At 42.4% G+C, this 24,751-nt stretch carries 23 protein-coding genes; 18 read left to right on the top strand and 5 right to left on the bottom strand.

Going from position 1 to position 24,751, the window contains the following annotated elements:
- Positions 1-19: 19 nt before the first annotated feature.
- Positions 20-604 carry a YceI family protein gene (locus FHS86_RS08850; RefSeq protein ID WP_429412645.1) on the bottom strand — a complete coding sequence of 195 codons (585 nt, stop codon included), beginning with the start codon at positions 602-604 and terminating at the stop codon, positions 20-22.
- Between the two features lie 378 nt (positions 605-982).
- On the opposite strand from FHS86_RS08850, the gene prmA reads away from it, so the two are divergent.
- From prmA to FHS86_RS08835, 3 genes are all read left to right on the top strand, one after another.
- Complete coding sequence (gene prmA / locus FHS86_RS08845) at positions 983-1,816, top strand: 50S ribosomal protein L11 methyltransferase (protein ID WP_429412644.1); 834 nt, start codon at positions 983-985, stop codon at positions 1,814-1,816.
- A 323-nt stretch (positions 1,817-2,139) separates the two neighbouring features.
- Positions 2,140-2,964, top strand: a complete 825-nt coding sequence (locus FHS86_RS08840) for a mechanosensitive ion channel family protein (RefSeq protein ID WP_429412643.1) — start codon at positions 2,140-2,142, stop codon at positions 2,962-2,964.
- Positions 2,965-3,075: 111 nt separating this feature from the next.
- A complete protein-coding gene (locus FHS86_RS08835) occupies positions 3,076-3,945 on the top strand; it encodes a DUF3078 domain-containing protein (RefSeq protein WP_429412642.1) in 870 nt (289 codons plus the stop codon).
- A 19-nt stretch (positions 3,946-3,964) separates the two neighbouring features.
- Here the strand turns inward: FHS86_RS08835 and FHS86_RS08830 are convergent, their stop codons facing one another.
- The 3 genes from FHS86_RS08830 to recF are packed head-to-tail and all read right to left on the bottom strand — an operon-like array spanning position 3,965 to position 6,134.
- Positions 3,965-4,738 (bottom strand): hypothetical protein, encoded by a 774-nt coding sequence (locus tag FHS86_RS08830; RefSeq protein WP_429412641.1) that lies wholly within the window; start codon positions 4,736-4,738, stop codon positions 3,965-3,967.
- 5 nt (positions 4,739-4,743) lie between these two features.
- Positions 4,744-5,034, bottom strand: coding sequence for a DciA family protein (locus FHS86_RS08825; protein ID WP_429412640.1), 291 nt, complete (start codon positions 5,032-5,034; stop codon positions 4,744-4,746).
- Positions 5,031-6,134, bottom strand: a complete 1,104-nt coding sequence (recF, locus tag FHS86_RS08820; RefSeq protein WP_429412639.1) for a DNA replication/repair protein RecF — start codon at positions 6,132-6,134, stop codon at positions 5,031-5,033. The genes FHS86_RS08825 and recF overlap by 4 nt, the downstream gene beginning before the upstream one ends.
- A 100-nt stretch (positions 6,135-6,234) precedes the next feature.
- Between recF and FHS86_RS08815 the strand changes: the two genes are divergently transcribed.
- From FHS86_RS08815 to ribH, 3 genes are all read left to right on the top strand, one after another.
- A complete protein-coding gene (locus FHS86_RS08815) occupies positions 6,235-6,825 on the top strand; it encodes a DUF6992 family protein (protein ID WP_429412638.1) in 591 nt (196 codons plus the stop codon).
- 137 nt (positions 6,826-6,962) lie between these two features.
- The gene (locus FHS86_RS08810) at positions 6,963-7,640 is read left to right on the top strand and encodes a tetratricopeptide repeat protein (protein WP_429412637.1); all 678 of its coding nucleotides are present in this window, start codon (positions 6,963-6,965) and stop codon (positions 7,638-7,640) included.
- An 80-nt stretch (positions 7,641-7,720) separates the two neighbouring features.
- Positions 7,721-8,215 carry a 6,7-dimethyl-8-ribityllumazine synthase gene (ribH, locus tag FHS86_RS08805; protein WP_429412636.1) on the top strand — a complete coding sequence of 165 codons (495 nt, stop codon included), beginning with the start codon at positions 7,721-7,723 and terminating at the stop codon, positions 8,213-8,215.
- A gap of 132 nt (positions 8,216-8,347) precedes the next feature.
- On the opposite strand, the gene FHS86_RS08800 is transcribed toward ribH, so the two are convergent.
- Entirely contained in the window at positions 8,348-9,667 is a 1,320-nt protein-coding gene (locus FHS86_RS08800) for a DEAD/DEAH box helicase (RefSeq protein ID WP_429412635.1), read from the bottom strand.
- A gap of 258 nt (positions 9,668-9,925) precedes the next feature.
- On the opposite strand from FHS86_RS08800, the gene FHS86_RS08795 reads away from it, so the two are divergent.
- The 12 genes from FHS86_RS08795 (at position 9,926) to FHS86_RS08740 (ending at position 24,501) form a co-directional block, all read left to right on the top strand.
- The gene (locus FHS86_RS08795) at positions 9,926-11,347 is read left to right on the top strand and encodes a Gfo/Idh/MocA family protein (RefSeq protein ID WP_429412634.1); all 1,422 of its coding nucleotides are present in this window, start codon (positions 9,926-9,928) and stop codon (positions 11,345-11,347) included.
- Between the two features lie 94 nt (positions 11,348-11,441).
- Positions 11,442-12,527: a tRNA 2-thiouridine(34) synthase MnmA gene (mnmA, locus tag FHS86_RS08790; RefSeq protein WP_429412633.1), complete on the top strand. Its 1,086-nt coding sequence runs from the start codon at positions 11,442-11,444 to the stop codon at positions 12,525-12,527.
- A 50-nt stretch (positions 12,528-12,577) separates the two neighbouring features.
- Positions 12,578-14,179: a S8 family serine peptidase gene (locus FHS86_RS08785; protein ID WP_429412632.1), complete on the top strand. Its 1,602-nt coding sequence runs from the start codon at positions 12,578-12,580 to the stop codon at positions 14,177-14,179.
- 1 nt (position 14,180) lies between these two features.
- Entirely contained in the window at positions 14,181-15,635 is a 1,455-nt protein-coding gene (gene xseA, locus FHS86_RS08780) for an exodeoxyribonuclease VII large subunit (protein ID WP_429412631.1), read from the top strand.
- A 12-nt stretch (positions 15,636-15,647) separates the two neighbouring features.
- Positions 15,648-15,848 (top strand): exodeoxyribonuclease VII small subunit, encoded by a 201-nt coding sequence (xseB, locus tag FHS86_RS08775; RefSeq protein WP_429412630.1) that lies wholly within the window; start codon positions 15,648-15,650, stop codon positions 15,846-15,848.
- A 150-nt stretch (positions 15,849-15,998) separates the two neighbouring features.
- Complete coding sequence (locus FHS86_RS08770; protein WP_429412629.1) at positions 15,999-16,898, top strand: EamA family transporter; 900 nt, start codon at positions 15,999-16,001, stop codon at positions 16,896-16,898.
- A gap of 20 nt (positions 16,899-16,918) precedes the next feature.
- The gene (locus tag FHS86_RS08765) at positions 16,919-17,818 is read left to right on the top strand and encodes a DMT family transporter (protein ID WP_429412628.1); all 900 of its coding nucleotides are present in this window, start codon (positions 16,919-16,921) and stop codon (positions 17,816-17,818) included.
- Between the two features lie 84 nt (positions 17,819-17,902).
- Positions 17,903-20,380, top strand: coding sequence for a replication restart helicase PriA (priA, locus tag FHS86_RS08760; protein ID WP_429412627.1), 2,478 nt, complete (start codon positions 17,903-17,905; stop codon positions 20,378-20,380).
- Between the two features lie 130 nt (positions 20,381-20,510).
- Positions 20,511-21,290: a ParA family protein gene (locus FHS86_RS08755; RefSeq protein WP_429412626.1), complete on the top strand. Its 780-nt coding sequence runs from the start codon at positions 20,511-20,513 to the stop codon at positions 21,288-21,290.
- A 25-nt stretch (positions 21,291-21,315) separates the two neighbouring features.
- Entirely contained in the window at positions 21,316-22,194 is an 879-nt protein-coding gene (locus tag FHS86_RS08750; protein WP_429412625.1) for a ParB/RepB/Spo0J family partition protein, read from the top strand.
- Between the two features lie 12 nt (positions 22,195-22,206).
- Positions 22,207-22,836: a DUF5683 domain-containing protein gene (locus FHS86_RS08745; RefSeq protein ID WP_429412624.1), complete on the top strand. Its 630-nt coding sequence runs from the start codon at positions 22,207-22,209 to the stop codon at positions 22,834-22,836.
- Positions 22,837-22,854: 18 nt separating this feature from the next.
- On the top strand, positions 22,855-24,501 hold the full coding sequence (locus FHS86_RS08740; protein ID WP_429412623.1) for a lytic transglycosylase domain-containing protein: 1,647 nt from the start codon (positions 22,855-22,857) through the stop codon (positions 24,499-24,501).
- The last annotated feature ends 250 nt before the right edge of the window (positions 24,502-24,751 follow it).

The following is a 24,751-nucleotide window of genomic DNA, read 5'->3' as shown; positions in this document are numbered from 1 at the left end:
TTTAAGCTGTTATTAATTACTATTTCTTTTGGAAGTAAAAGGTGTAATCCACCACAACTTCATCTCCTGTTTTAATGGTCCCCATCAAAGCGGTTGGTGCCTTCATATTAAAATCGGACATCTTCAGTACCAGCGTTCCTTTTACTTTCACATTTCCTTCCGTATCAACTTCTCCTTTAAAAGGGATACTGATGTTCTGTGCTTGTCCGGCAATGCTAAGTGCTCCGCCTACTTTACTATTGAGGGTTCCCCCGTTTACAATCACAGCCAAAGGTTGCTTACTTGTAAAACTGATCTTCTCATGTTTTTTGACCTTCAATGCATCGTGGGCTTTATCATCCATTATAGAATTATCACTTTTAATGGACGCGGCCTTGCATTCAATTGATACATTGTTGATCTCCAGATCTGCATTGGTATTTAATCCGCCCTCGAAGCTGCCACTAAACAGCCCCGCAGCCATGTGCCAGTCGTGCAGACTTGAAGTTCCCTTTACGGTCAATTCGCTTTTTGACGGAACCAATACAAAAGTTTCCTGTGCATTGAGCACATTTACAAACAAGAATAGTACGAATACCATCCATCCTTTTTTCCCTAAACTCATCCAATTTGTTTTCATACAGCTAATCCTATCGTATTGATAGGACAGAAATACAAATAGATTGTTTCCCTTCAACATAAAAGCATTTTGAAATAGTTATTTAAAGTGCCCTATTTAAAGACTTTTTTATCCTTATTTAGAGGAAGTTACTGAAACATGGCAAAATAGAAGTACATATAATTATGTAAATGACAAGTTTGAGAAACAATTCTAAAGATAATTCTAAATAAAAGATTGCGTTTTGATTTTGTCAGTAATGCTTGAAACATGGGGAAAAGTCATAAGTTGAAATCATAATCCACTGTTAAATGAACAAAATTCTACCAATTGTAGTCGCTAATAGTAGGAAAAACCATTTCTTTGGGCAAAGAATTAATAAAAATGGACTATCAAAAAGTTATTATTGAAATAAAGCCTGACAATCAGGATTTCAGAGATCTGATGATTGCTCAAATGGGAGAAGCAGGATTTGAAAGCTTTGTTGAGAACGAAACAACAATTGAAGCTTACATTCCCCACAAGCAGTTTAAGGAGGAGCTGTTGCTGGGAATCGATATGCTTCCTCTGTTTTCGTTTTCCTATACAGAGGAAGTAATTAAAGATCGTAATTGGAATGAAGTATGGGAAACCAATTATTTCAAACCCTTACTGGTTGCCAACCGTTGCCTTGTTCGGGCGCCATTTCATAACGATTATCCTGAAGCAGAATTTGAAATCATCATTGAACCCAAAATGGCTTTTGGAACAGGTAACCATGAAACCACTGCACTGATGATGGAATTCATTCTGGACAACGAAATGAAAGGACATAACATTCTCGACATGGGATGTGGTACAGGCATCCTGGCCATGCTGGCCTCAATGCGCGGAGCGCAAAAGATTACAGCCATCGACATTGATGAATGGGCATGGCAGAGTACAGTCGAGAATGCAGTCTTGAATCAATGTAACAACATTGATGCATTTCAGGGAGATGCTGCTTTACTCGGACAGGAACAGTTCGATATGATTTTTGCCAATATTCACAAAAACATTTTGATAAGCGATGTTGAGCAATACAGTGCTGTGCTTAAAACCAATGGATTACTATTCATGAGTGGTTTTTATGAAAGCGATCTGGAAGACATAAAAAAAGCAGCCGCTTCGTCACAACTCACTTACATTGAACACAAAAGCGGAAATAAATGGGTGGCTGCAGCATTTAAAAAGAAATAGCACAAATGCAGAAACATGTTCTTCAACATAAAAATTAACATCCAATTAACAGACCTATGGCTCTTTTGCTTTATTTTTGCACTGTTCTTATAAGTTTAGATTTGGTTAGTTTTTATTGGTTAGTTTAGTTAGGTTCGAAAAGGATGGATGTCAGATCTATCCTTTTTTTTTACATAATTTCTTCTCCTGACAAAGGTTTACAATCAAATCATTATACCTTACTTCTTGAAATTTTTTATTCAGACATTACCTACAGCAACTACTTTTCGCTGTTTTTTCTGAAATATTATTGTAACTTTTGTAAAATTTCAATTCTTAATATTATGGAAACAGAAAAATTTGAAAACGTTATCAATTTGCTTAAAGAATACCTTAGCCTGTATGGAATGAAGGTTTTGGGAGCAATTGTGGTATTAATTGTTGGTTTATGGGTGATTAAATTCATCGTGAGAGGAGTTAATTCAGCTGTAGAGAAAAAAATTTCCGATCCATCACTTACCAGCTTTATCAAGTCGTTCGTATCGATGTTGCTCAAGGTTTTGCTTGTGATCAGTATCATGACCATGATTGGCATTCAAATGACTTCGTTTATTGCTATTCTGGGTGCTGCAGGTTTGGCTGTGGGCATGGCACTTTCGGGGACTTTACAAAATTTTGCCGGAGGTGTAATGGTGCTTACTTTTCATCCTTTTAAAGTAGGCGATTACATTCAGGCACTGGGGCATGCAGGAACCGTAAAGGAGATTCAACTTTTCAATACAATTTTAAATACTCCCGATAATGTTACCATCATTATTCCAAACGGAAAAATCTATTCCGAATCGATTGTCAACTATTCAAAAGAAGCACAACGAAGAGTCGACTTTGTTTTCGGTATTGGCTATGAGCAGGATTACGATACGGCCAAAGCAACATTAATGGAGCTGATCGAAGCCAACGAACTTATTTTGAAAACTCCTGCACCTTTTGTGGCTTTAAAGGAAATGGCCGACAGTTCGGTAAACATTGTAGTACGTGTGTGGGTCGATGCACCCAATTACTGGAGCGTTTTCTTCGACATGAATGAAAAAGTTTTCAAAACGTTCAACCTTAAAGGCATCAATATTCCTTTTCCGCAAATGGATGTGCATTTAAAGAAAGACGCATAAATATTTGATTCAGATAATTTAGAACGATAATGACCAGTATTTTCTGCTATAGAAGTAAATACTGGTCATTTATGCAGAAGAAAAAAATCATTCATAAAAAATAACTTTAGCATGAAAACAGTGAAGCACTTAGGCTTACTACTCATTTTGTTGCTCGCATTTAATTCTGGCTTCGGACAGACAGTGAGCGACACCACCTACTGGAAAAACGGAGGTGATTTCACCTTGAATTTCACCCAGGTTTCGTTTACCAACTGGTCGGCCGGAGGACAAAATTCGGTGGCCGGAGTGAGTAAATTCAAATATTTTGCCCGCTATGAAAAATCGGGGGTAAAATGGGAAAATCTGATGGATGTGGGATACGGTCTCTCAAAGGTGGAAGGATTAGAAATACAAAAGAGTGAAGACCTGATCGATTTTGCATCGAATGTCGGATTGAAGGCTTCCGGTTTTTGGAGCTACAATCTGGGATTTTCTTTTAAATCGCAGTTTGCACCAGGTTACAGCGATGCCACCAACACGGTAAAAACTTCTAACTTTCTATCCCCGGCCTACCTCTCGCTTACAGCAGGTATGGAATATCAGCCAGTTGAATTTTTCAAGCTGATGCTTTCTCCTTTATCGGGCAAAATGACGATTGTTACCGACGATGAGATCGACGCGACCAATTATGGCCTCGAAACAGCCGATGCAACTACACGCATGGAGCTGGGTGCCACTATGCTGGCTACCCTGAAAACCCCGATTGTTAAAAATGTTGACCTTGCCACCGAACTGGGGCTTTTTTCCAATTACCTCGATGAGCCTCAAAACATCGATGTTGACTGGAAATTAGGGATCAATATGAAAATTAATGATTACCTGAGTGCACAAATCAATACCCGCTTGATTTATGATGAAGACATCAAAGATCCGGTAGACGATACAGCAAAAATTCAGTTTAAAGAACTTTTGGGGATCGGGCTCAATTTCAAATTTTAAACCCGGTTAGCTATAAAATTCAGAAACGAAGGGGTAAATCGAGCTGATCGATTACTTCTTCGTTTTTGTCTTTATCAACCATTACTATTTCGGCAAAAACCAACTTTCCTAAATAATTTTCCGGGAATTCGGGAAAGCTAATCTCGATGCTTGCGTCGATTCCCGATCGAGAAAATGCACAATTGTTATTTTCGGCAATTAATTCCCAGCTCCCGGCATCGTAGATCCGGGCATATACCTTCCCGTCGACATCGGTTGCTGCATAATTTTTAACCACAAGCTCCAGCATTTTGCCTCCCAAAAAAGAATCATCGCTCAGCACTGCATGGCATAGTACCACGTCGGTATGGAAATCGACCGACCATCGCGTAAGCCAACGCTTCAGCATTGAAGCATCAAGCTCCTTTTTTACCTGCAATTGCAAGAGGATGGTACCAGCGTCAGCAAAACGGCTAATATCTGCATGAAAGTTATCTCCATTTAATTCACTTTCAATCAATTCATCATTAACATACACCGCAAAGAAACCAGGTTCGAAATACAAATTCAGCACTGCAGCTGCAAAATTCTCATCCGAAACATCGATTCTGACCTGAAGCACCCTGCCTTTTACGATCGCCTCTGAGAACAACAAGGGTTCGGCTGAGTTATTTTTCTCTTCGCCGTGTGATAGCAACTGACCAGCCAGGGTCCAATCAAAAACCTTTAAATTGTTGCTTCGCTGTCCGCCCAAAAGTGCCAATGAAAGGAAATTGAAAACAAACAAAGCCGAAAAAAATAAACGAGTTGTCATAAAGCTTACCTGAATATAATATTCTCAATTATTTTTGATCCAACACTTTCGTTAAGTGCTTCCTGTATGCGGGTTCGCATCATAAACAATTCATGGCGAACAACGGGAGAGCTGATGTGTACAAACAGGGTTTTGTTCAGAATGTAAATTCTGGAGGTCGATTGTGCAATTCCTTTTCCCAGCACTTTTTCCCAGTTTGCAATTAATTTGGTTTCACGTAGTTTCTTTTCATAACTCGATTCCTTCACTACCTGTTTTAGGATGTCGCTGATATTCTGGGTTTCTTTTCTTCTCATCGGTTGACAACTTTTCCCTGTTCTATTTTAAAAATACTGTTTGAAGTATCCATTTTATTGAGTATTCCTTCGAGATGCTCACGGTTGGTATCGGTAATAAATATCTGTCCAAACTGTTCTTCAGATACCAGCCTGATAATTTGCCCTACCCTTCCGGCATCCAGCTTATCAAAAATATCGTCAAGCAAGAGAATGGGTTTGATCCCGCTCGCATTTTTGAGGTATTCAAACTGGGCAAATTTCAAGGCCAGCAGATAGGTTTTCGTTTGCCCCTGCGACCCCAGTTTTCTTATCGGATGGGCTCCCAAATCGAGCTGAAGATCATCGCGATGAATGCCTACACTGGTATGCTGTAACATGCGGTCGCGCTGATGCTGACTTCTAATCTGCTCCAGAAAATTGCCTTCACGCAAAGATGATTGATAGGTAAGTGCCACTTTTTCCTTTCCACCTGAAACATATTCATAAAAATGTTGAAAAACCGGAATGATTTCGTTGATGAAAGTGCTTCGCTTTTCATAGATATAACTTCCGTATTCAACCAGCTGCTCGTCGTAAATCGACAAGGTATCTGCATCGAAACGCTTACGCTCGGCAAACTGTTTCAGTAGGTTGTTACGTTGTAATAAAGTGCGGTTGTATCGCATCAGTGCATCGAGAAAAGCACGGTCGAACTGCGAAATAACACCATCCATAAACTTTCTTCGTTCTTCACTGCTCCCGCTTATCAGATTACTATCCGAAGGGGAAATCATTACCAGTGGAAACAAGCCGATATGATCGCTCAGACGCTTGTAAACCTTATGATTACGCTTAAACTGTTTTTTATATCCCAGCTTAAATCCGGCTGAAATCAGCTCCTCGTCCTCGTCGCGCGAATAGCGCCCCTGCACCATAAACATTTCACATTCGTGCCTGATGTTTTGTACATCCATCGCATTAAAAAAGCTTTTGCAAAAAGAGAGATAATAAATGGCATCGAGCAGGTTGGTTTTACCTGCACCATTGTCACCCAAAAAGCAATTGAGCCTGGGGTTGAAATTGATCTCTGCCTGTTCAATGTTTTTATAATCGAGAAGTGAAAGTGATTTCAGATACATAAAATTCAATTTCCGACAAAATTGCTAAAATTATCACAATTCGCTAAGCTTTAATTTCAAAAGTAGTGAACAGCTACAGCAATTGGAATGTTTCTTTAGCATGTTGAAAAAGCACTTATTACTGGTTCTGTTTCTTTTTACCGTGTTTGCGGTCAGCGCACAGGTACAGGCACATCAAACCTTCAGTTCAATCGATGTACATTTCTCCGAACTGAACAAAAAAGGCATGCTGGTATTAGGAAGCTGGGGAGCAGCCAATTTGCTGGCAGGTACTGTACTTTCATTGAATATGCAGGGCAAGTCAAAATATTTCTGGCAGATGACAGCAGCCTGGAATACGATCAATTTAGGCATTGCGGCAGCAGGATATTTTGGCGGAAGCGATGCTGCAAATGCAGGTGAGCTGCTCAGCACCCTTCATGGCTATCAAAAAGCCTATTTGTTCAATGCAGGGCTCGACGCAGCCTATATCATGACCGGTTTTCTTTTAAGGGAAATAGCCCGAAACAAAGCACTTCATGCCGATCGCCTGACGGGTTACGGCAATGCAATCATCCTTCAGGGAGCTTTTCTTATGGCCTTCGATTGGGTAATGTATGCTATTCATCACCAACAATATCAGCTAATAGTTAGTCCATGGATCGACTCCTTTACAAGCAGTGCCGGGCTTTCATTCTCGATGCAATTTTAAGACGAATGTTCACTTCACTTTCTTAAATTACTGTATTCATTGCCATTACAGCTATTTGATAAATTTATCAGGCAAAATGAGTGGTTTAAACCAAAAAAAATTATTTTTGTGGGCAATTGAAAAAACAGATTTTAACCATGGTAAAAAATAAGCATCATCAGGAAGATGGATTGAAAGACGTTGAAGAAGCGTTGACCAAAACTGAACAATTTCTCGAAAATCACCTGAACCTTGTACTTTATGTGATTGGCGGTTTAATCGTAGTAATTTTAGGAGTAATCGGATATCAAAAGTATTATGTTGCTCCGCGTAACCTCGAAGCGCAGGAGCAAATGTATGCTGCTCAAAATTATTTTAGTACCGATTCGTTTGCCGTGGCCATCAATGGCGATGGTGTAACACTTGGATTCCTCGACATCATCGATAATTACGGAGGCACCGATGCTGCGAATCTGTCGCGTTACTATACAGGAATTGCTTACCTGCATCTTGGCGAGTATGAAACTGCCATCGATTATCTGAATCAGTTCGATACCGACGATATGCTACTTGCACCAATGACCGAATCGGCCAAAGGGGATGCCTATGTTGAAATGGAACAATATTCAAAAGCCATATCAGCTTATCAATCGGCACTGAAGAAAAATGAGAATGATTTCACTTCTCCGGCCATTATGAATAAATTAGCGCTTGCCTACGAGGCCAGTGGTGATACCCAGAAAGCTTTGGCAACCTATGAAAAAATCATGAAGGAATACCCAAGCGGAACCGAAACTGTTAATGTTGAAAAGAGCATTGCTCGTTTAAAACAATAAAAGCACATTGATAAAAATACAAACGGGCGCCTTTAAGGTCAGCCCGTTTTTGTTTATCTTGCATTTCAAAACAGGAAATTATGGCAACTAAAGATTTATCGGCATACGATTTGAATTCGGTTCCTTCGGCCGAAGAAATGAAATTTGGCATTGTAGTAGCCGAGTGGAATTACGACATCACAGGAGCATTGGCCAAAGGGGCAGTTGACACACTTATCAGGCACGGAGCCAAAGAAGAAAACATCATTGTTAAACATGTTCCCGGAACATTTGAACTTACGCTGGGTGGGCAGTTCATGGCCGAATACACCGACGTGAATGCCATTATCCTGCTTGGATGTGTAATTCAGGGAGAAACCCGTCACTTCGATTTCATTTGCCAGGGAGTGACCCAGGGCACTACCAGCCTGAACATAAATTACAGTCTGCCTGTAATTTTCGGCGTACTTACCACCGACAACGAACAACAGGCCCTCGACCGCGCTGGTGGCAAACTGGGCAATAAGGGCGACGAGGCAGCCGTTACAGCCATTAAAATGGTTCAGCTGCAGTTCGATATGGAAGAAGGGAATTAGAGAGGCTGAGTGACTAAGTGACGGAGTTGATAAGTCAATACACAATCCAACAGCATTCTATTTTGTATACCAATGAGTCAATGACTTTTTACTTATTGACTCATTGACTCTTTACTTTTATAGTGGGAAATTTTATTTCCTCTTTTTCCTTTTCTGGCGTGGGTTTTTACGTGCAAACTTATCAGTATAATCCTTCGCTTCACGGGTGAATTTGCGCTTTTTCTCATGAAAAGCTCCCTGGTATTCGGGATCATCAATTTTACGCTGACGGTCAATCTCGCGTAATTGAGCCTGCCGATCGTTTTTTTCGGTTTCAACCACGGTAACTTCTTGTGGTATTTCCAATACCGGAATGTTCATCCTGATCAGCTTTTCAATTTTGGCAAAGTGCCATTCTTCCGACGGATCGAGCAGCGTAATGGCTACACCATCGTTGCCAGCGCGGGCAGTACGTCCAATCCGGTGAATATAATCATCGTAATTGGTGGGAACATCATAGTTGATTACATGGCTTACTTTGCTGGCATCGATCCCGCGCGCCGACACATCGGTCGAAATAAGTATACGCACTTCATCGTTTTTAAAAGCAGTAATGGCATTAATTCGTGCACTCTGTCCCTTGTTCGAATGTAAAATACGCTTCTCTCCTTCCGATTTTCTTTTAATTACCTTGAAAACCGCTTCGGCCGATACTTTGGTCTTACAAAAGATGATCACCTTTCGAAATTCCTCATCATCAGCCAACAAATGCCCCACTAAGTTCAGTTTTGTGCGGAAATTGGGTACGTGATAACAATACTGTTTTACCAGCTCGACAGGAGTTGCCGATGGCGCAACCTCTACACGGTGAGGAAAGGCCAGAAATTCTTCGGTCAGTTTTTCAATATTACCCGAGAATGTTGCTGAGAACATCAGATTTTGACGTTTGGAAGGTAAACGGTCGAACACATTTCGCAACTGAGGCATGAAACCCATATCGAGCATACGGTCGGCTTCGTCAATTACCAACGTTTTGACTTTTTTCAGGCTAAGCACATTGTGCTGATACAAATCGAGCAAACGCCCCGGAGTTGCCACCAGTACATCGATTCCTTCATCGAGCAAGGCTGCGTGTTTGGTCCAGCCTACGCCCCCATAAACTGCGGCATGCCTTATGTTGGTATACTGTGCCAGTTCGGCCAGATCTTCACCAACCTGTATTGAAAGTTCCCTGGTAGGAACCAGAATCACAGCCCTCGGATCTTCACCTTCGGCTTTCACCAGTTTAGTAAGTATGGGTAAAATGTAGGCCGCTGTTTTACCCGTACCGGTTTGTGCGATACCTAAAACATCCTGTCCTGCCTTGATGGCCGGAATTGCCTGTTCCTGTATGGGAGTTGGATGGATAAAACCTATCTCATTAACTCCTTTCATCACCGATTTGGTTAATTTAAAATCTTCGAAACTTGCCATTAATTAAAAATTTGTCGCAAAAGTAACTAAAAGTAGGCACTACCACCAATTAAGCAGCGATTTCGATGGAATAACATGATGGTATGCACAATGTTTTAATACAAACGTCATCAAAATAAAGCACAAGTTATTGGAATTTGATGCTGCTTTTTGTCTAAAAGAGACAGACAAATTGCCAGCCATGTTGCGAAGCAGTAAAATGATCGGTAAATTTAAGGCTGAAACCTGATAAGCATAGCAACCTAAAACAATAATAAAATGAGCTTCAGCACCAACCGACGCCGGTTTTTAGCTACCACCGGCACAGTCGCAGCAGGTATGTTACTTAGTAACAGCAGCGCTGCAATGATGATCAACAACGCGCAGGGAAAAAAGTTGAAACTGGCCATCGTTGGCACAGGAATCAGGGCGATCAAATACTGGGGAAAATTTGTAGTCGATAACTACAGTGATGTAGCCGAATTTTCAGCTTTGTGCGATATCAATCCCGGGCGGCTTGAATACGCACGTTCGTTTATTGGCGTTGATTGCCCGATATTTACCAGCTTCGACGAAATGCTCAGCAAGGCCGACATCGATTTATTGTTTGTAACAACAGTCGATTCAACCCACGATGAGTTCATAGTGAAAGCACTGAACAACAATATCAATGTGGCCACCGAAAAACCGATGACTACCGATGAGATTAAATGCCAGGCCATCATCGATGCTGAACGTCAATCAAAAGCAAAGCTCATTATGGGGTTCAATTATCGTTATGGAAAGATCTTTACTACCCTGAAAGAACAACTCGAAAACAAAACCGTAGGAGACCTTACTTCCATCGACTTTCACTGGTACCTCAATACCTACCATGGTGCCTCGTACTTCAGACGCTGGCATGGTTTACGCGATAAAAGCGGCACCCTGCTTTTACACAAATCAGCCCATCACTTCGATCTGCTCAACTGGTGGATTGGATCCGATCCGGTCGAGGTACATGCATTTGGCGATCTGGAGCATTATGGCAAGAACAATGAATTCAGAGGAGAACGCTGCATGACCTGTCCTCATCAAAAGAAATGCAAATTTTATTGGGACATTACCCGCGACGAAACATCGATGAAACTTTATGTTGAACATGAAAAGCACGACGGCTACATTCGTGACAATTGCCTTTGGCGTGAAGAAATCGATATTTTCGATAAAATGGCTGTTCAGATTAAATATGCCAACAATGTGCAGGTGAGTTATTCACTTACCACCTACTCTCCTTTTGAAGGCTTCCGTCTGGCATTCAATGGCATGAAGGGACGAATGGAAACCTGGGAAGGCATTCCTTCGCTCGAAGCATCGCAGGAAGATCAATCCACAATTTACGAACGAGAAATGGACCAGTCGTCGCATACCCGGGCTCAATTAAAACATCATGAAATTATTACCCAGCTGAATTTTGAAGAGCACCAACGGATGGAGTTACCTTTTGTCAGAAGTGGTCACTGGGGAGGCGACAGCATTATGATGGATCAGATTCTCAGGGGAAAGGAACCACAACCCAATCTGAATCATGCCTCCAATGGACGAGATGGATCAATGGCCGTACTGATCGGCATTGCTGCCCGTAAAAGTATTGATGAAAAACGGGCCGTTAAAATTGCCGAGCTAAGCGATCTTCAACCAAAAATCAATAAATGGGGTTAATACTCAACAAACTTTTGGAGAAATAACAAATAAAGACTTAAATGTCTTATTTGTTTTTCTTATCTTTGCGGCCTGAAATTTTGAACAGAAAATTATGTCGAAAGGAAAGGTCCTATTATGTATGAGTGGAGGCATTGACAGCTCGGTTGCTGCCATGTTGTTGAAGGAGCAGGGTTATGAGTTACACGGACTGACCTATCGCCCTTACGATGCCATTTCGCCTGCCTGTATGGAAAAACAAACAGGATGTTGTAGTGTTGATGCCATTTTTGAAGCCAAGGCACTTGCCAACGATTTGAAATTCGATCATTCGGTTCTCGATATCCGCAAGGAATTCGACAAGACGGTTATCAGCGATTTTGTGAGGGAATACCTTGCAGGTCGCACGCCCAATCCCTGTGTTGTATGTAACCGTACCATCAAATGGGGCGAGGTAATCCGAAAAGCAGACGAACTTGAATGCGACTTTATCGCGACCGGGCATTATGCACAAATAGGAAATCAAAATGGTCGTTATTACCTTATTCAGGGGGATGACGACAACAAGGATCAGACCTATTTTTTGTGGCAACTCAGCCAGACCGATCTTAAAAGAACGCTTTTCCCCCTGGGACAATTCAATAAGCCGGAGGTACGAAAAATTGCATTCGATCATGGGTACGAGAGCATTTCAAAGAAGAGAGAAAGCCAGGAAATCTGCTTTATTCCTGATAACGATTACCGTCGTTTTATCAAAGAACGCGTACCCGATATTGCCGAAAAAGTAGGCGAAGGAAATTATGTAGACACTTCGGGAAAAATACTTGGCCGGCACAAGGGCTATCCTTTTTATACCATTGGCCAGCGCAAAGGGCTTGAAATAGCTCTTGGACGTCCGGTTTATGTGATCGACATTGATGCTGAAACCAACACAATTACGCTGGGTGATCGTGAAGAACTCAATAAAAAGGAATTGTGGGTCGACAATGTGAACCTCATGAAATATGATAAAATAGAAGGAGAACTCGAGGTAATTACCAAGATTCGCTACAATAACAAAGGTACGCTTAGTCGTATTTCGCAGCACGGTGACCGGCTGAAAGTTGAATTTTACGAAAGCGCCTGGGCCATTACTCCCGGTCAGTCGGCTGTATTCTTTGAAGGACGTGATGTTGTGGGTGGCGGTATTATTTGCCGCTGACCCTTGACTTTCTCACTGCGAAATCATTAACTTTGGCCATTGTACAGTATATGAAGCTACTTATCTTTATTTTCGTATTATGTGCATTGGGGAACACAGTTTTTGGGAGTTCATATCAAAATACTTACTGGATTCAGTTCAGCGATAAGCTGAATAGCCCTTATGTGCTTAGTGAGCCGGAAGCCTATCTGTCGGAACGTGCCATCGAAAGGCGACGGCGTCAGGGAATAGCCATCGACTCAAGCGATTTTCCTGTAAACAAGACCTATGTCGATTCAATAAAACAATTGGGATTTAACGTCATTCATACCAGCAGATGGATGAATGGCGCCATAGCAAGCCTCGATGAAAGCCTGACCATCGATTCCATCATTCAACCCTCGTTTGTAAATTTTATCCAACTCACGAAAAGCAGTGCACTGAAGAGTGCCTCAAATAAGTTGGAAGACGACAGTACCAGCATGGCCTATTATGGAAGTGCTTACCGTCAAATCAACATGCTTAAAGGCGATGCCTTGCATAAGGTTTCGAAAGGAGAAGGAGTACATATTGCGGTTATTGATGCAGGTTTTCTGAAGGCAGATCAAATGGTTGCTTTCGACTCACTGTACGCCCGCAATGGCATATTGGGAACCTACGATTTTGTAAAGCCCGGGAACAATGTATTTGAAGAACATTCGCATGGCACAGCCGTTCTTTCAATCATGGCCGGAAACTTGCCGGGAAAACTTATTGGTGCTGCACCCCATGCTTCCTACTGGCTTTTGCGCAGTGAAGATGCGCCAAGCGAATTTCCTGTTGAAGAAGATTACTGGATTGTTGCAGCCGAATTTGCCGACAGTGTTGGCTGCGATGTCATAAATACCTCGCTTGGCTATAGTGTTTTCGACGTACCCGATATGAATCACAGCTATCAACAATACGATGGCAAAACCTTGCGCATTTCTAAAGCTGCCAACCTGGCTGTACAAAAAGGGATGGTGGTGGTTTCGAGTGCCGGTAATTCGGGAAATGATGAATGGGGACACATTACAGCACCAGCCGAAGCCGAGCACGTGCTGGCAGTTGGAGCCGTAAACAGTCAGGGTGATACGGTTCATTTTTCATCGCCTGGTTTTGATACTGAAAATGCACTGCCCAAACCCGATATTTCAGCCATGGGAGCGGGTGTAGCCTATGCATCGCCTTATAGTGAAGAAATTGTAAATGGAAACGGAACTTCTTTTTCCTCTCCTATTATAGCAGGCATGGCAGCCTGTATGCTGGCAGCCTTTCCCGAAAAAAATTCATTCGAAATTATGCAAACCATACGCGAACTCGGAAATTTGTATCCTCAGCATGATCTGAAACTGGGCTATGGACTGCCCGATTTTTCAGCACTGTTCGGTACCAATTCCATCGCTTCAACGGTTGAATACAATAAAGTACTTTATCCCAATCCTTTCGATCAGCAACTTTTTATTCACTTTACGAAAGAATGGGAAACGCTTAAGTTTTTCTCATTGAGTGGTACAAAACTACTGCAATTGGAGCTTTCGTTAAACAGTCAGGAAATTTCTTCACAATCGTTGTCAGATTTGCCCAAAGGTGTGTATTTTGCAATTTTAAAAAGCAAAAACACAAGCCAAAGGTTCAAACTGATAAAACGCTAAGTTGGAAACACAAATCACACTCAAAGATCTTAACCTGTTGGTAAAGGAGACGCTCAGCCTTTCTTTTCCTGAACAGTTATGGGTGATAGCCGAAATTGGTGAACTCAAGGTAAACCGCACAGGCCACTGTTATCTCGAACTGGTTGAGAAAGATGAACTGAACGACCAGATTGTAGCACGCAGCAGGGCCACCATCTGGTCGTGGCAGTACCGCTTTATTCAGCCCTATTTTGAAGCCAGCACAGGAAAAGCACTATCGGCCGGAATAAAAGTATTGCTGGCTGTCTCGGTCGAATTTCACGAAGTATATGGAATGAGCCTGAATGTGAAGGACATCGATCCGGCTTACACCCTGGGCGATATGGCCCGCAAAAGGCAGGAGGTAATTAACCGCCTGATGGAGGAAGGGGTTTTTGAAATGAACAAAGACCTGCCCTTGGCCGAAATCCCTTCGCGCATTGCGGTGATTTCATCGCCTACAGCAGCCGGGTATGAAGATTTTATCAACCAGCTCAACAACAACCAGGCAGGATACCGCTTTTACACCCGGCTTTTTGCTGCAAGCATGCAGGGCAACGATGCTGTGCCTTCCATTATCGATGCGCTCGAAAATATATATGTCTATGCCGATTTTTTCGATGCTGTGGTTTTAATTCGTGGTGGTGGCTCTCAAATGGATTTAAGCTGTTTCGACGATTACGACCTGGCATTTCATCTCTCCCAGTTTCCCATTCCGGTTTTAACCGGTATCGGGCACGAGAAGGATGAGTCGATTGCCGACATGGTAGCCCATACCCGACTGAAAACACCCACTGCTGTTGCTGAATTTCTGATAGAAAAATTCGACAGGGCAGCAGGAACCATCGATCAGTTGCAACAGCGCTTCTTTTCCGAAGTAGAACAACTTATGAACTACGAAAGCCAGCGACTGACACATGCACTTCAGCTCTTTCGACCTTTGATCCGCTCACGCCTCGAACGAACCGCAGGCAAACTGCAGCAAATGGCGGGCACTGTTAAACCGCTGGTTAACGATGTGATTGACCAACAACAGTTTAAACTGCTGCAGCTGGCCGATCATACAAAAACCGGAACACGTGCCATGATCAAAGAACATGCTGTTGCACTGCAACAACTTTCATCAGGCATGGCTTATGCCAGTAAATTAAAAACAAGTCGTGAAAACCAGCTGCTCGAAGAAAAACAAATTCAACTGAAACGGCTTTCAATAAATAAAATGGAAAAAGAAACCAAGCGGCTCGAATGGATGGAAAAGAACAAACAATTGATCGATCCCTCAAACATCCTCAAAAGGGGTTTTAGCATCACCTTGAAAGACGGAAAATCAATCAGGGCATCCAATGTACTAAATGAGGGCGATTTGATCGAAACCATTTTATTCGATGGTAAAATTTATTCTGAAGTACAAGGCAAAACAAAGAACAACAAACAATAAAAAATACAGGCTATGGCAACAAAAAAACAAAGCTACCGCGAAGCGATTGATGAAATCGAAAGCATACTGGCCAGCATCGAAAACGACGAGCTCGATGTGGATGAGCTGGCAGTGAAGGTAAAACGCGTTTCTACCCTTTTAAAATTCTGCAAAGATCAATTGTTTGCCACGCAGAATGAAGTGGAAAAAGTGCTGAAGGAAATGGAAGCCTGACAGCAGCGTCGTTCAAGTGCAAAACTTCATGTCCAGGCTTATCCATTGTTCACGTTGAATAAATCATTAACATTTTCTTCGTGACCTGTATTCAGCATTCGATGAATAAAAAAACATCTATTTTCGCTGGCTTAAATTAATTCGGCATTTATGTGGGCATTACTGGGCGTTGTGGCAGCTCTTTTTCTTGGCATTTATGATATTTTCAAAAAAACATCGCTGAATAACAATGCGGTAATTCCGGTTCTTTTTATCTCGGTGCTTACCAGTTCGCTGATATACCTTCCGGTGGTAGTCGGTTCACAAATTCATCCCGGTTTTTTTCAGGGGCTCCAGCTCTATGTACCAAGTTTAACAATGAGCGAACATCTGTTAATTGTTCTAAAATCGTTCATCGTTTTATCAAGCTGGATCCTGGCTTTCTTTGCCATCAAACACTTGCCACTCACCATTGTCACGCCGGTAAGGGCCACTGCACCAATATGGACCTTGCTCGGGGCCCTGCTTATTTTTTCAGAAAAACTAAACGGCATGCAATGGGCCGGGCTGCTCATCACCCTCACCTTCTTTTATCTTTTCTCTACCATGGGAAAACTTGAGGGAATTCATTTCGGAAAGAATAAGTGGATCTGGCTGATTATTGCAGCAACTTTGCTGGGATCGGCCAGCGCGCTCTACGACAAATTCATTATTCGCGAAATCGACCGGTTGGCAGTACAAACCTGGGCCGGCTTGTACAAGCTGATTATTATGTTGCCCATATTTGCCTTTTTATGGTACCCCCGGCGGAAAAAAACAACTCCTTTTCAGTGGCGCTGGGGTATTCCGCTCATTGGCATTTTCCTCATTCTTACCGATTTCTTTTACTTTTATGCCCTGAGTTACCCCGATGCATTGATTGCGATACTTTCGGGTATCAGACGAAGCGGTGTCGTCGTTTCATTCATTTTTGGAGCTTTGGTGTTCAAAGAGAAAAATGTCAAAAAGAAAGGTATATATTTGGCAGGCATCATTGGTGGTGTTTTACTCATGGTGGCTGGAAGTCACTAAATCAAATTTTTTAATTCGAAATGGACAATACGACCAAAGGAATTCTATATGCACTGACGACTACTCTTTTATGGGGTTTTCTGGCCATTGCACTAAAAGTGGCATCAAGAGCCATCGAGCCTTTCACCATTGTATGGTTCCGGTTTGCCATGGCCTTTGTGGTATTGCTCGTTTATTTCAGTATCAGCTCACCCAAAAAACTCAGCATACTCATTCATCCTCCCTGGAAACTGGTAGTTGCATCCATTGCTATTGGCATTAACTACATTGGTTTTATGCTGGGAGTCAAATACACCAGTCCCAGCAATGCACAGGTACTTATTCAGGTTGGTCAGATTTTACTGGCTGTTGCAGGGGTATTATTATTCAAGGAGAAAGTGAGGCGGATCCAGCTTTGGGGCTTTGGCATCGTCATCATTGGCTTTGCCCTCTTCTACAGTCAGCAACTAAAAGGAATGTTTTTCACCCCCGATAATTTTAACAAAGGAGTGCTATTCACCTTAATGGGTGGTGTTGCCTGGGCCATTTATGCGGTGATGCAAAAATACCTTGTAAAGAAATACCATCCCCAGCAATTGAACATGTTTCTGTTTGCCCTCCCGGCACTGCTTTACCTTCCAACAGTGAATTTCAGCAACCTGGCTTCACTGAGTACCGGCTGGTGGCTGCTATTAATCTTTCTGGGTGGAAACACACTGGTAGCTTATGGCGCCATGACCGCCGCTTTAAAATACCTCGATGCCAACAAGGTGAGTACCATCGTCATCAATAACCCCATCATCACCTTCATAACCATGGCTTTGCTAACAGGTTTCAATGTGCCCTGGATTGAACACGAACGTTTCGGAGTACTGGTATGGCTTGGAGCCCTTTTGTTCATTGCCGGTGCAGTGATTGTTGTGCGCTCGGGCAGGAAATAGTTTTCAACAAAGTGCCCATTTTGTGAATAAGTTAAAGCCTTTGTTCCGCGAACTTCGAAGCGGAACAACTATTTTTGAACTCTTGTGGAAAAGCCTTTAACTTATATCGATGTGATTTTGCCCGTGCCACTCGCACAGAGTTTTACCTACCATGTACCCGATCGCTTTCAGAAGGAGGTACAGGTGGGATGCCGCGTTGTGGTACAGTTTGGGAACCGTAAGTTTTATACCGGCATTTGCAAAAGTATCCACCAGTCAGCCCCCGAATACGAAACCAAACCGCTTGAAGTGGTACTCGACAATCAACCGGTAATTAACGAATGGATGTTTCGTTTATGGGAATGGATGGCCGATTATTATTTATGCAGCACCGGCGAGGTGATGAAAGCTGCGCTTCCGGCTGGCTTAAAACTCGAAAGCCAGTCACAAATTATTCTGAATGAAAACTGGCTTGAAAGTGAAAAACTAAGCTCCACCGAAGAAGCTGTTTATCAGTTCCTATACAACAACAAGCACGCAAGCATACAACAGGTAAATTCGCTCACCAGCCGCTCGAATGCCTATCCGCTTATAAAATCGTTATTGAACAAGGGAGCCATCATTGTTGAAGAAAAATTGCGCCTGGGCTATCAACCCAAAACCGTGAGTCATGTTGGAATATCGGAAACCTTGAGTGATGACAAGGCCATGGAAGAAGCTTTTGCTCAATTGAAAAGAGCTCAGAAACAGCTCGATTTACTGATGTTCCTTCTCAGCGAATTGAATTACTATGCTCCAAAGCGTAAGTCATCGGTTTCGAAAAAAGAATTGTTGAAGAAAAGCGGGAGCAACGAAGGAGTACTGAAAGCCCTTGTAAAACGCAATTTTGTTACAATCAGCGAGGTGGAAACCGATCGGCTTTCATCGGCTGTACCATCGCGTGAAGCCTATCAGCTAAATCCTTACCAGCAAAAGGCCATCAACGAAATCTATGCTCAGTTCAGAGAAAAGGATGTAGTACTGTTGCATGGAGTTACTTCCAGCGGAAAAACGGAGATGTACATCCAAATGATTGCCGAGCAGCTCAAAGCCGGAAAACAGGTTTTGTATCTTTTGCCCGAGATTGCGTTAACTGCACAAATTATTGAGCGACTTAGCAAGGTATTCGGACAGGTGGCTGGTATTTACCATTCAAAATTCAGCGATGCCGAGAGGGTTGAAATATGGAACAAGGTGCTCGAATTCGACCGCTCGGGTTCATCGCGTTACCAGCTCATTGTGGGAGCACGCTCTTCGATATTTCTTCCATTTAAGAAACTGGGGCTCGTTATTGTTGACGAAGAACACGAAACATCGTTCAAGCAATTCGATCCGGCCCCACGCTACAATGCCCGCGACACGGCCGTAGTGCTGGCACAAATGCACGGCGCCAAACTACTGATGGGAACAGCCACCCCTTCGTTCGAATCGTATTTCAACAGTAAAACCGGCAAATATGGCTATGTACAGCTGAAACAGCGGCATAACGATGTACAGCTACCCGAAATTGAAGTAGCCGATATGCGCGATGCCTACAAGCGCAAGCTGATGAAATCGCATTTCACGCCACAACTGTTCGATGAAATGACCAGGGCACTCGAAAACAACAAACAAATTATCCTGTTTCAAAACAGACGAGGCTTCTCCCCTTTTATTCAATGTCGTACTTGTGGTTTTATTCCCAAATGCAAACACTGCGATGTTAGTTTAAGCTACCACAAATTCATCAACAGGTTACAGTGTCACTACTGTGGTTATACCAGCGCCTTACCTGCCCAATGTCCCGAATGCCATTCGGCCGATATGCAGACCAAAGGATTTGGAACTGAAAAGATTGAAGATGAACTGAAAATATTTTTTCCTGAAATAAAAGTGAGTCGGCTCGATTTGGATGCTACCCGTAAGAAACAGGGTTTTGAAAAGGCGATCAACGATTTCGCGATGCAAAAGACTCAAATACTGGTGGGCACACAAATGATTACCAAAGGTCTCGATTTTGAACATGTTCATGTGGTGGGCATACTTAATGCCGACAACCTGCTCAATTTTCCCGATTTCAGATCGTATGAAAAAGCATTTCAACTGATGTTACAGGTAAGCGGACGCGCGGGAAGAAAAGCAGAACAGGGAAAAGTGATCATTCAAACATCACAAGCCGAACATAAAGTCATTGAGCTGGTACAAAAGCACGATTTTGAAACTTTTTTCAATCTATACATTCAGGAACGAAAAATGTTTCATTACCCACCCTGGTTCCGATTAATTTACCTGACCATAAAACACAAAAACCGCGATCGGGCCAATAGAGCAGCCCATCAAGTGGCTGAGTTACTAAGAAAGAAATTAGGAAATCAGCTGTTGGGTCCCGAATACCATTTGATTAGCAGAGTACAACAATATTATCAGTTAATGATCAGGATCAAACTCAATAAAAATCAGTCACCTGCAATAGTAAAAAAATACATTGTAGAAGCTGTAGAAAAAGTGAAACATTACGAAAACAACTCACAGGTGCAGGTCAACATCGATGTTGACCCCTATTAAACAGTATAAAACAGGCAAGTGCAAAAGCCTGATGCGTACTGCCTTTCAAATAATACCGACAAAGGCCTTTGCACGATGATGGGGTTCTGACTTAAAATATTATTTTTGGGATACTAAAATTACAATAAATATGGGTAAAGTTATAGCATTAGCTAACCAGAAAGGTGGAGTAGGCAAAACAACTACAGCCATTAATTTATCGGCCAGTCTGGCGGTACTCGAAAAAAAAGTACTGCTGATTGATGCTGACCCACAGGCCAATGCCACCTCAGGATTGGGATTCGATCTAAAAACAATCGATAACAGTATTTATGAATGTATCATTGATCGTGTCGATCCTGAAACAGCCATTTTAAAAACAGAAATTGAAGGGCTCGATTTGATGCCTTCGCACATCGACCTGGTAGGTGCCGAAATTGAAATGCTCAACATGCCCGACCGGGAAAAAATTCTGAAATTGGTAACCGAAGAGCTTAAAAAGAAGTATGATTTCATTCTGATCGATTGCTCGCCATCGCTGGGATTGATTACAGTAAATGCGTTAACAGCTGCCGATTCGGTAATTATACCGGTTCAATGCGAATATTTTGCACTCGAAGGGCTGGGCAAATTGCTCAACACCATAAAAATCATTCAGAACCGCCTGAACCCTGAGCTCCAGATTGAAGGCTTCCTTTTAACCATGTACGATTCGCGTTTAAACCTGTCGAATCAGGTATATGAAGAAGTAAAAAGGCACTTTCAGGAGATGGTTTTCAACACCGTAATTCAGCGTAACATCAGGCTCAGCGAGGCGCCCAGTTATGGAAAACCTGCACTTTTGTACGATGCATCGTCAAAAGGAGCTGTCAACCACCTGAGTCTGGCAAAGGAGCTGATCGATAAAAACATGACCATTTCAAGCAATTAATTAGTTTGGTAAAAGCAGTAAAAACATGGCGAAAAGAAATGCATTAGGACGAGGGTTGGGCGCGTTAATCAACGATGCCGATGAGGTACAAAACCCTGCCGCTGCGATCGATGAAATAAAAATAAGTGAAATAGAAGCCAATCCTTGGCAACCACGTACCACTTTCGATCAGGATGCACTGAACGAACTAGCACGCTCTATCAAAGAAGTTGGTATTATTCAACCACTTACCTTACGTAAAACGGGTGAAAACAAGTACCAGATTATTGCCGGTGAACGGCGGTTCAGGGCGTCCAAACTGGCCGGAAAGGACAAGGTTCCTGCCTACATCCGCGAATCGGACGATAACAACATGCTCGAGCTGGCGCTGGTTGAAAACATTCAGCGCGAAGACCTCGATGCCATTGAGGTAGCCCTGAGTTATCAGCGACTGATCGACGAATGTCAGCTCACGCAGGAAATACTCAGCGACCGGGTGGGAAAAAAACGATCCACGATATCGAATTATCTCAGATTGCTTAAGCTCCCGGCCATTATACAAAAAGCCATTAGGGATCGTGAAATTTCGATGGGACACGCCAGAGCCATTATCAACGTTAAGGATCCCGATACGCAAATCATGCTTTACAAACAAGTAGTAAGCTACGATTTCTCGGTGCGTAAAATTGAAGAAATCGTTCGTAAACTAAACGATGAAGAGCAGGATGAGAAAAAGCCGGAAAAGAAACCGGTTCCCAAATATCCCAGCGAATTCGAAGAACTTAAAAAACACCTGTCGAAACACTTTGACTCCAATGTTGACTTTAAAATCAACAATAAGGGAAAGGGACAAATCGTTATACCTTTTAACTCAGCCAACGATTTGGAACGAATCATTGGTGTACTTGACAAATTAAACAGTTAGAACCCTATTAATTTGAGAATTACCACTACGGGCATAATTTTGGTGCTTTTATTTCTGTTAACCAACACACTTTCGGCACAAACAGCCGATAGCGTTGCGTTGAACGAAATAATCGAAGCAGACACCATTGTTGCACAGGAAACACCTTATGTGAAGGTGCATTTCCCGCGTAAGGCGACCATGTATTCGGCGGTTTTGCCCGGACTGGGGCAAATATACAACCGGCAATGGTGGAAAGTACCGATTATTTATGGTGGCTTTGTTGGACTGGGAATGGCCATTCAATGGAACCATAATTATTACACCAGTTACAAACAGGCCTACATCGACATGAACGATGGCAACCTGGAAACCGATTCCTACAAGGAGCTGCCCATTCTTGCCAATGTGAATGAGTTAGGTTCACATACCAGTGAGAACCAAACTGCTCAGACCCGTTTCGAATATTATAACCGTCAACGCGATTTGCTCATTATCGGCACGGTGGGTTTTTACTTGTTAAATATCCTCGATGCCAATGTCAATGCCCATTTTCTTGATTTCGACATTTCAGAAGATCTGTCATTACATTTTGAACCGGTAGGAAATAACCCCTACACCAATGCTCCCCTATTGGGAGCGAGTCTGTCGTACAACTTTTAAAGGAGAAGAACTTAGCGTATGAGAAAAATGTTGTCACTGTTTGCTGCCTTAATCCTATTATTCAGCATAAATGCCCGGGCCATCAACGATGTGATCGAGAAAGCCCGTCCGATGCAAAGAATTGGAATCAGCTCGGTAGATACTTCCGGAAATTTAACGATTTATAAAGAATATCCCGACGAAGTGCTTGATGATATCTTTACCGAAAAAATGGATAGTCTGATCAATAACTGGTACATCAAAAATGCCTACGACATTAATAGCAGGGTTATTTCTGACACCATTGCCAACCTCTTAATGATTGATGCCGACCAGGAGTACCCCGGCAATTCAATCCCCGATTCGGTATACATCGAACGACTGGCCATGTTAAATTCACACATCGATCTGTCGTTCAATAAAACGGTAAAAAATGTCATCACACTTTATACCGAACGCAGGCGCGATCAGGTAGAAGTAATGCTGGGACTGGCCAATTACTATTTCCCCATGTTCGAGGAAACACTCGACAAGTACAACATGCCACTCGAACTGAAATACATGGCGATTATCGAATCGGCACTCAATGCCCGCGCCTTCTCAAGAGCCGGTGCCAGCGGATTGTGGCAGTTCATGTACGGAACAGGAAAGATGTACGGACTTGAAATTTCAACTTTTGTTGACGAACGACGCGATCCGGTAAAAGCAACCGATGCTGCCGCACGTTATCTGAACGATCTTTATAAAATTTACAAAGACTGGCATTTGGTAATAGCAGCCTACAACTGTGGACCTGGCAATGTGAACCGCGCCATCCGCCGTTCGGGAGGCAAACGCGATTACTGGACCATCTATTACCGCCTTCCCCGCGAAACCCGTGGCTATGTGCCGGCTTTTATTGCTGCCACTTATGTAATGAATTATTATAAAGTACACAATCTGACCCCCCGACAGCCTGCTTTTGATATTGTAACCGACACCATTATGGTCAGCAATTATCTGCATTTTGAACAGGTAGCCAAGGTGATGAATATTGAAACCGAACTTCTTCGGGAAATTAATCCCATGTACCGGCGCGATGTGGTACCGGCTACACCCGATAATCCCTACCCTTTGCGTTTACCCCGGAATTCCATTTCGGCCTTTATCGATCAGGAACAAAGCATTTTTAATTATCAACGGGAAGTATTTTTCCCCAACAACCAGATTAAAAATCCCAGCCAAACAGCCTATCATTATGTCCCATCAGATGTAAAAAGCAAAGCCACTGTTTATTATACGGTCAAATCGGGCGACAATGTTGGATTTATTTCCGAATGGTTTGATGTAAGAGCATCCGATGTTCGCTACTGGAATAATTTAAGGGGCAATCTGATTCGGGTTGGACAAAAACTGGTGCTGTATGTTCCCGAAAGCAAAGCCGACTCCTATGCAAAAATCAATACGATGAGTTTTGCCGAAAAGCAAAAAAAGGCTGGTATAGCACCGGTTGTAAATGCTGAAAAAACTTTGCCTGTACCGCTCGATCCATCTTATGAATATTACACTGTAAAATCTGGTGATAATTTATGGGATATTGCAAAGAAGTATCCAGGCATATCGGCTTCCGATATTCAACAACTCAACAACATATCGAGCAGTCGCTCGCTTTCGATTGGTCAAAAACTAAAGATCCGAAAAAAATAGATTGTCGCCATACATGATAAATGTCACTTTCCATCAAGAAAGTGACATTTTTGTGTGTATTATTTTAAATAGAACAGGCGGAGATAAACATTTTTTAACTATTTTTCGTTTTTGAAAATCGATTGTTCAACTCAAATAACGCTAAATAACTCATGCATGAATACTGCATAATTAGTAAATCTGCCTTGTTGCCATTTATTTTCAAAATATTAACAGACAAAAATGTTCATGAAATTATTTAACTATTTTT

It is taken from the genome of Roseimarinus sediminis, assembly GCF_050433125.1.
Lineage (GTDB): Bacteria > Bacteroidota > Bacteroidia > Bacteroidales > Prolixibacteraceae > Roseimarinus > Roseimarinus sediminis.
The sequence above is the reverse complement of the archived record's forward strand: the minus strand, read 5'-3'. Positions and strand labels throughout refer to the sequence as shown.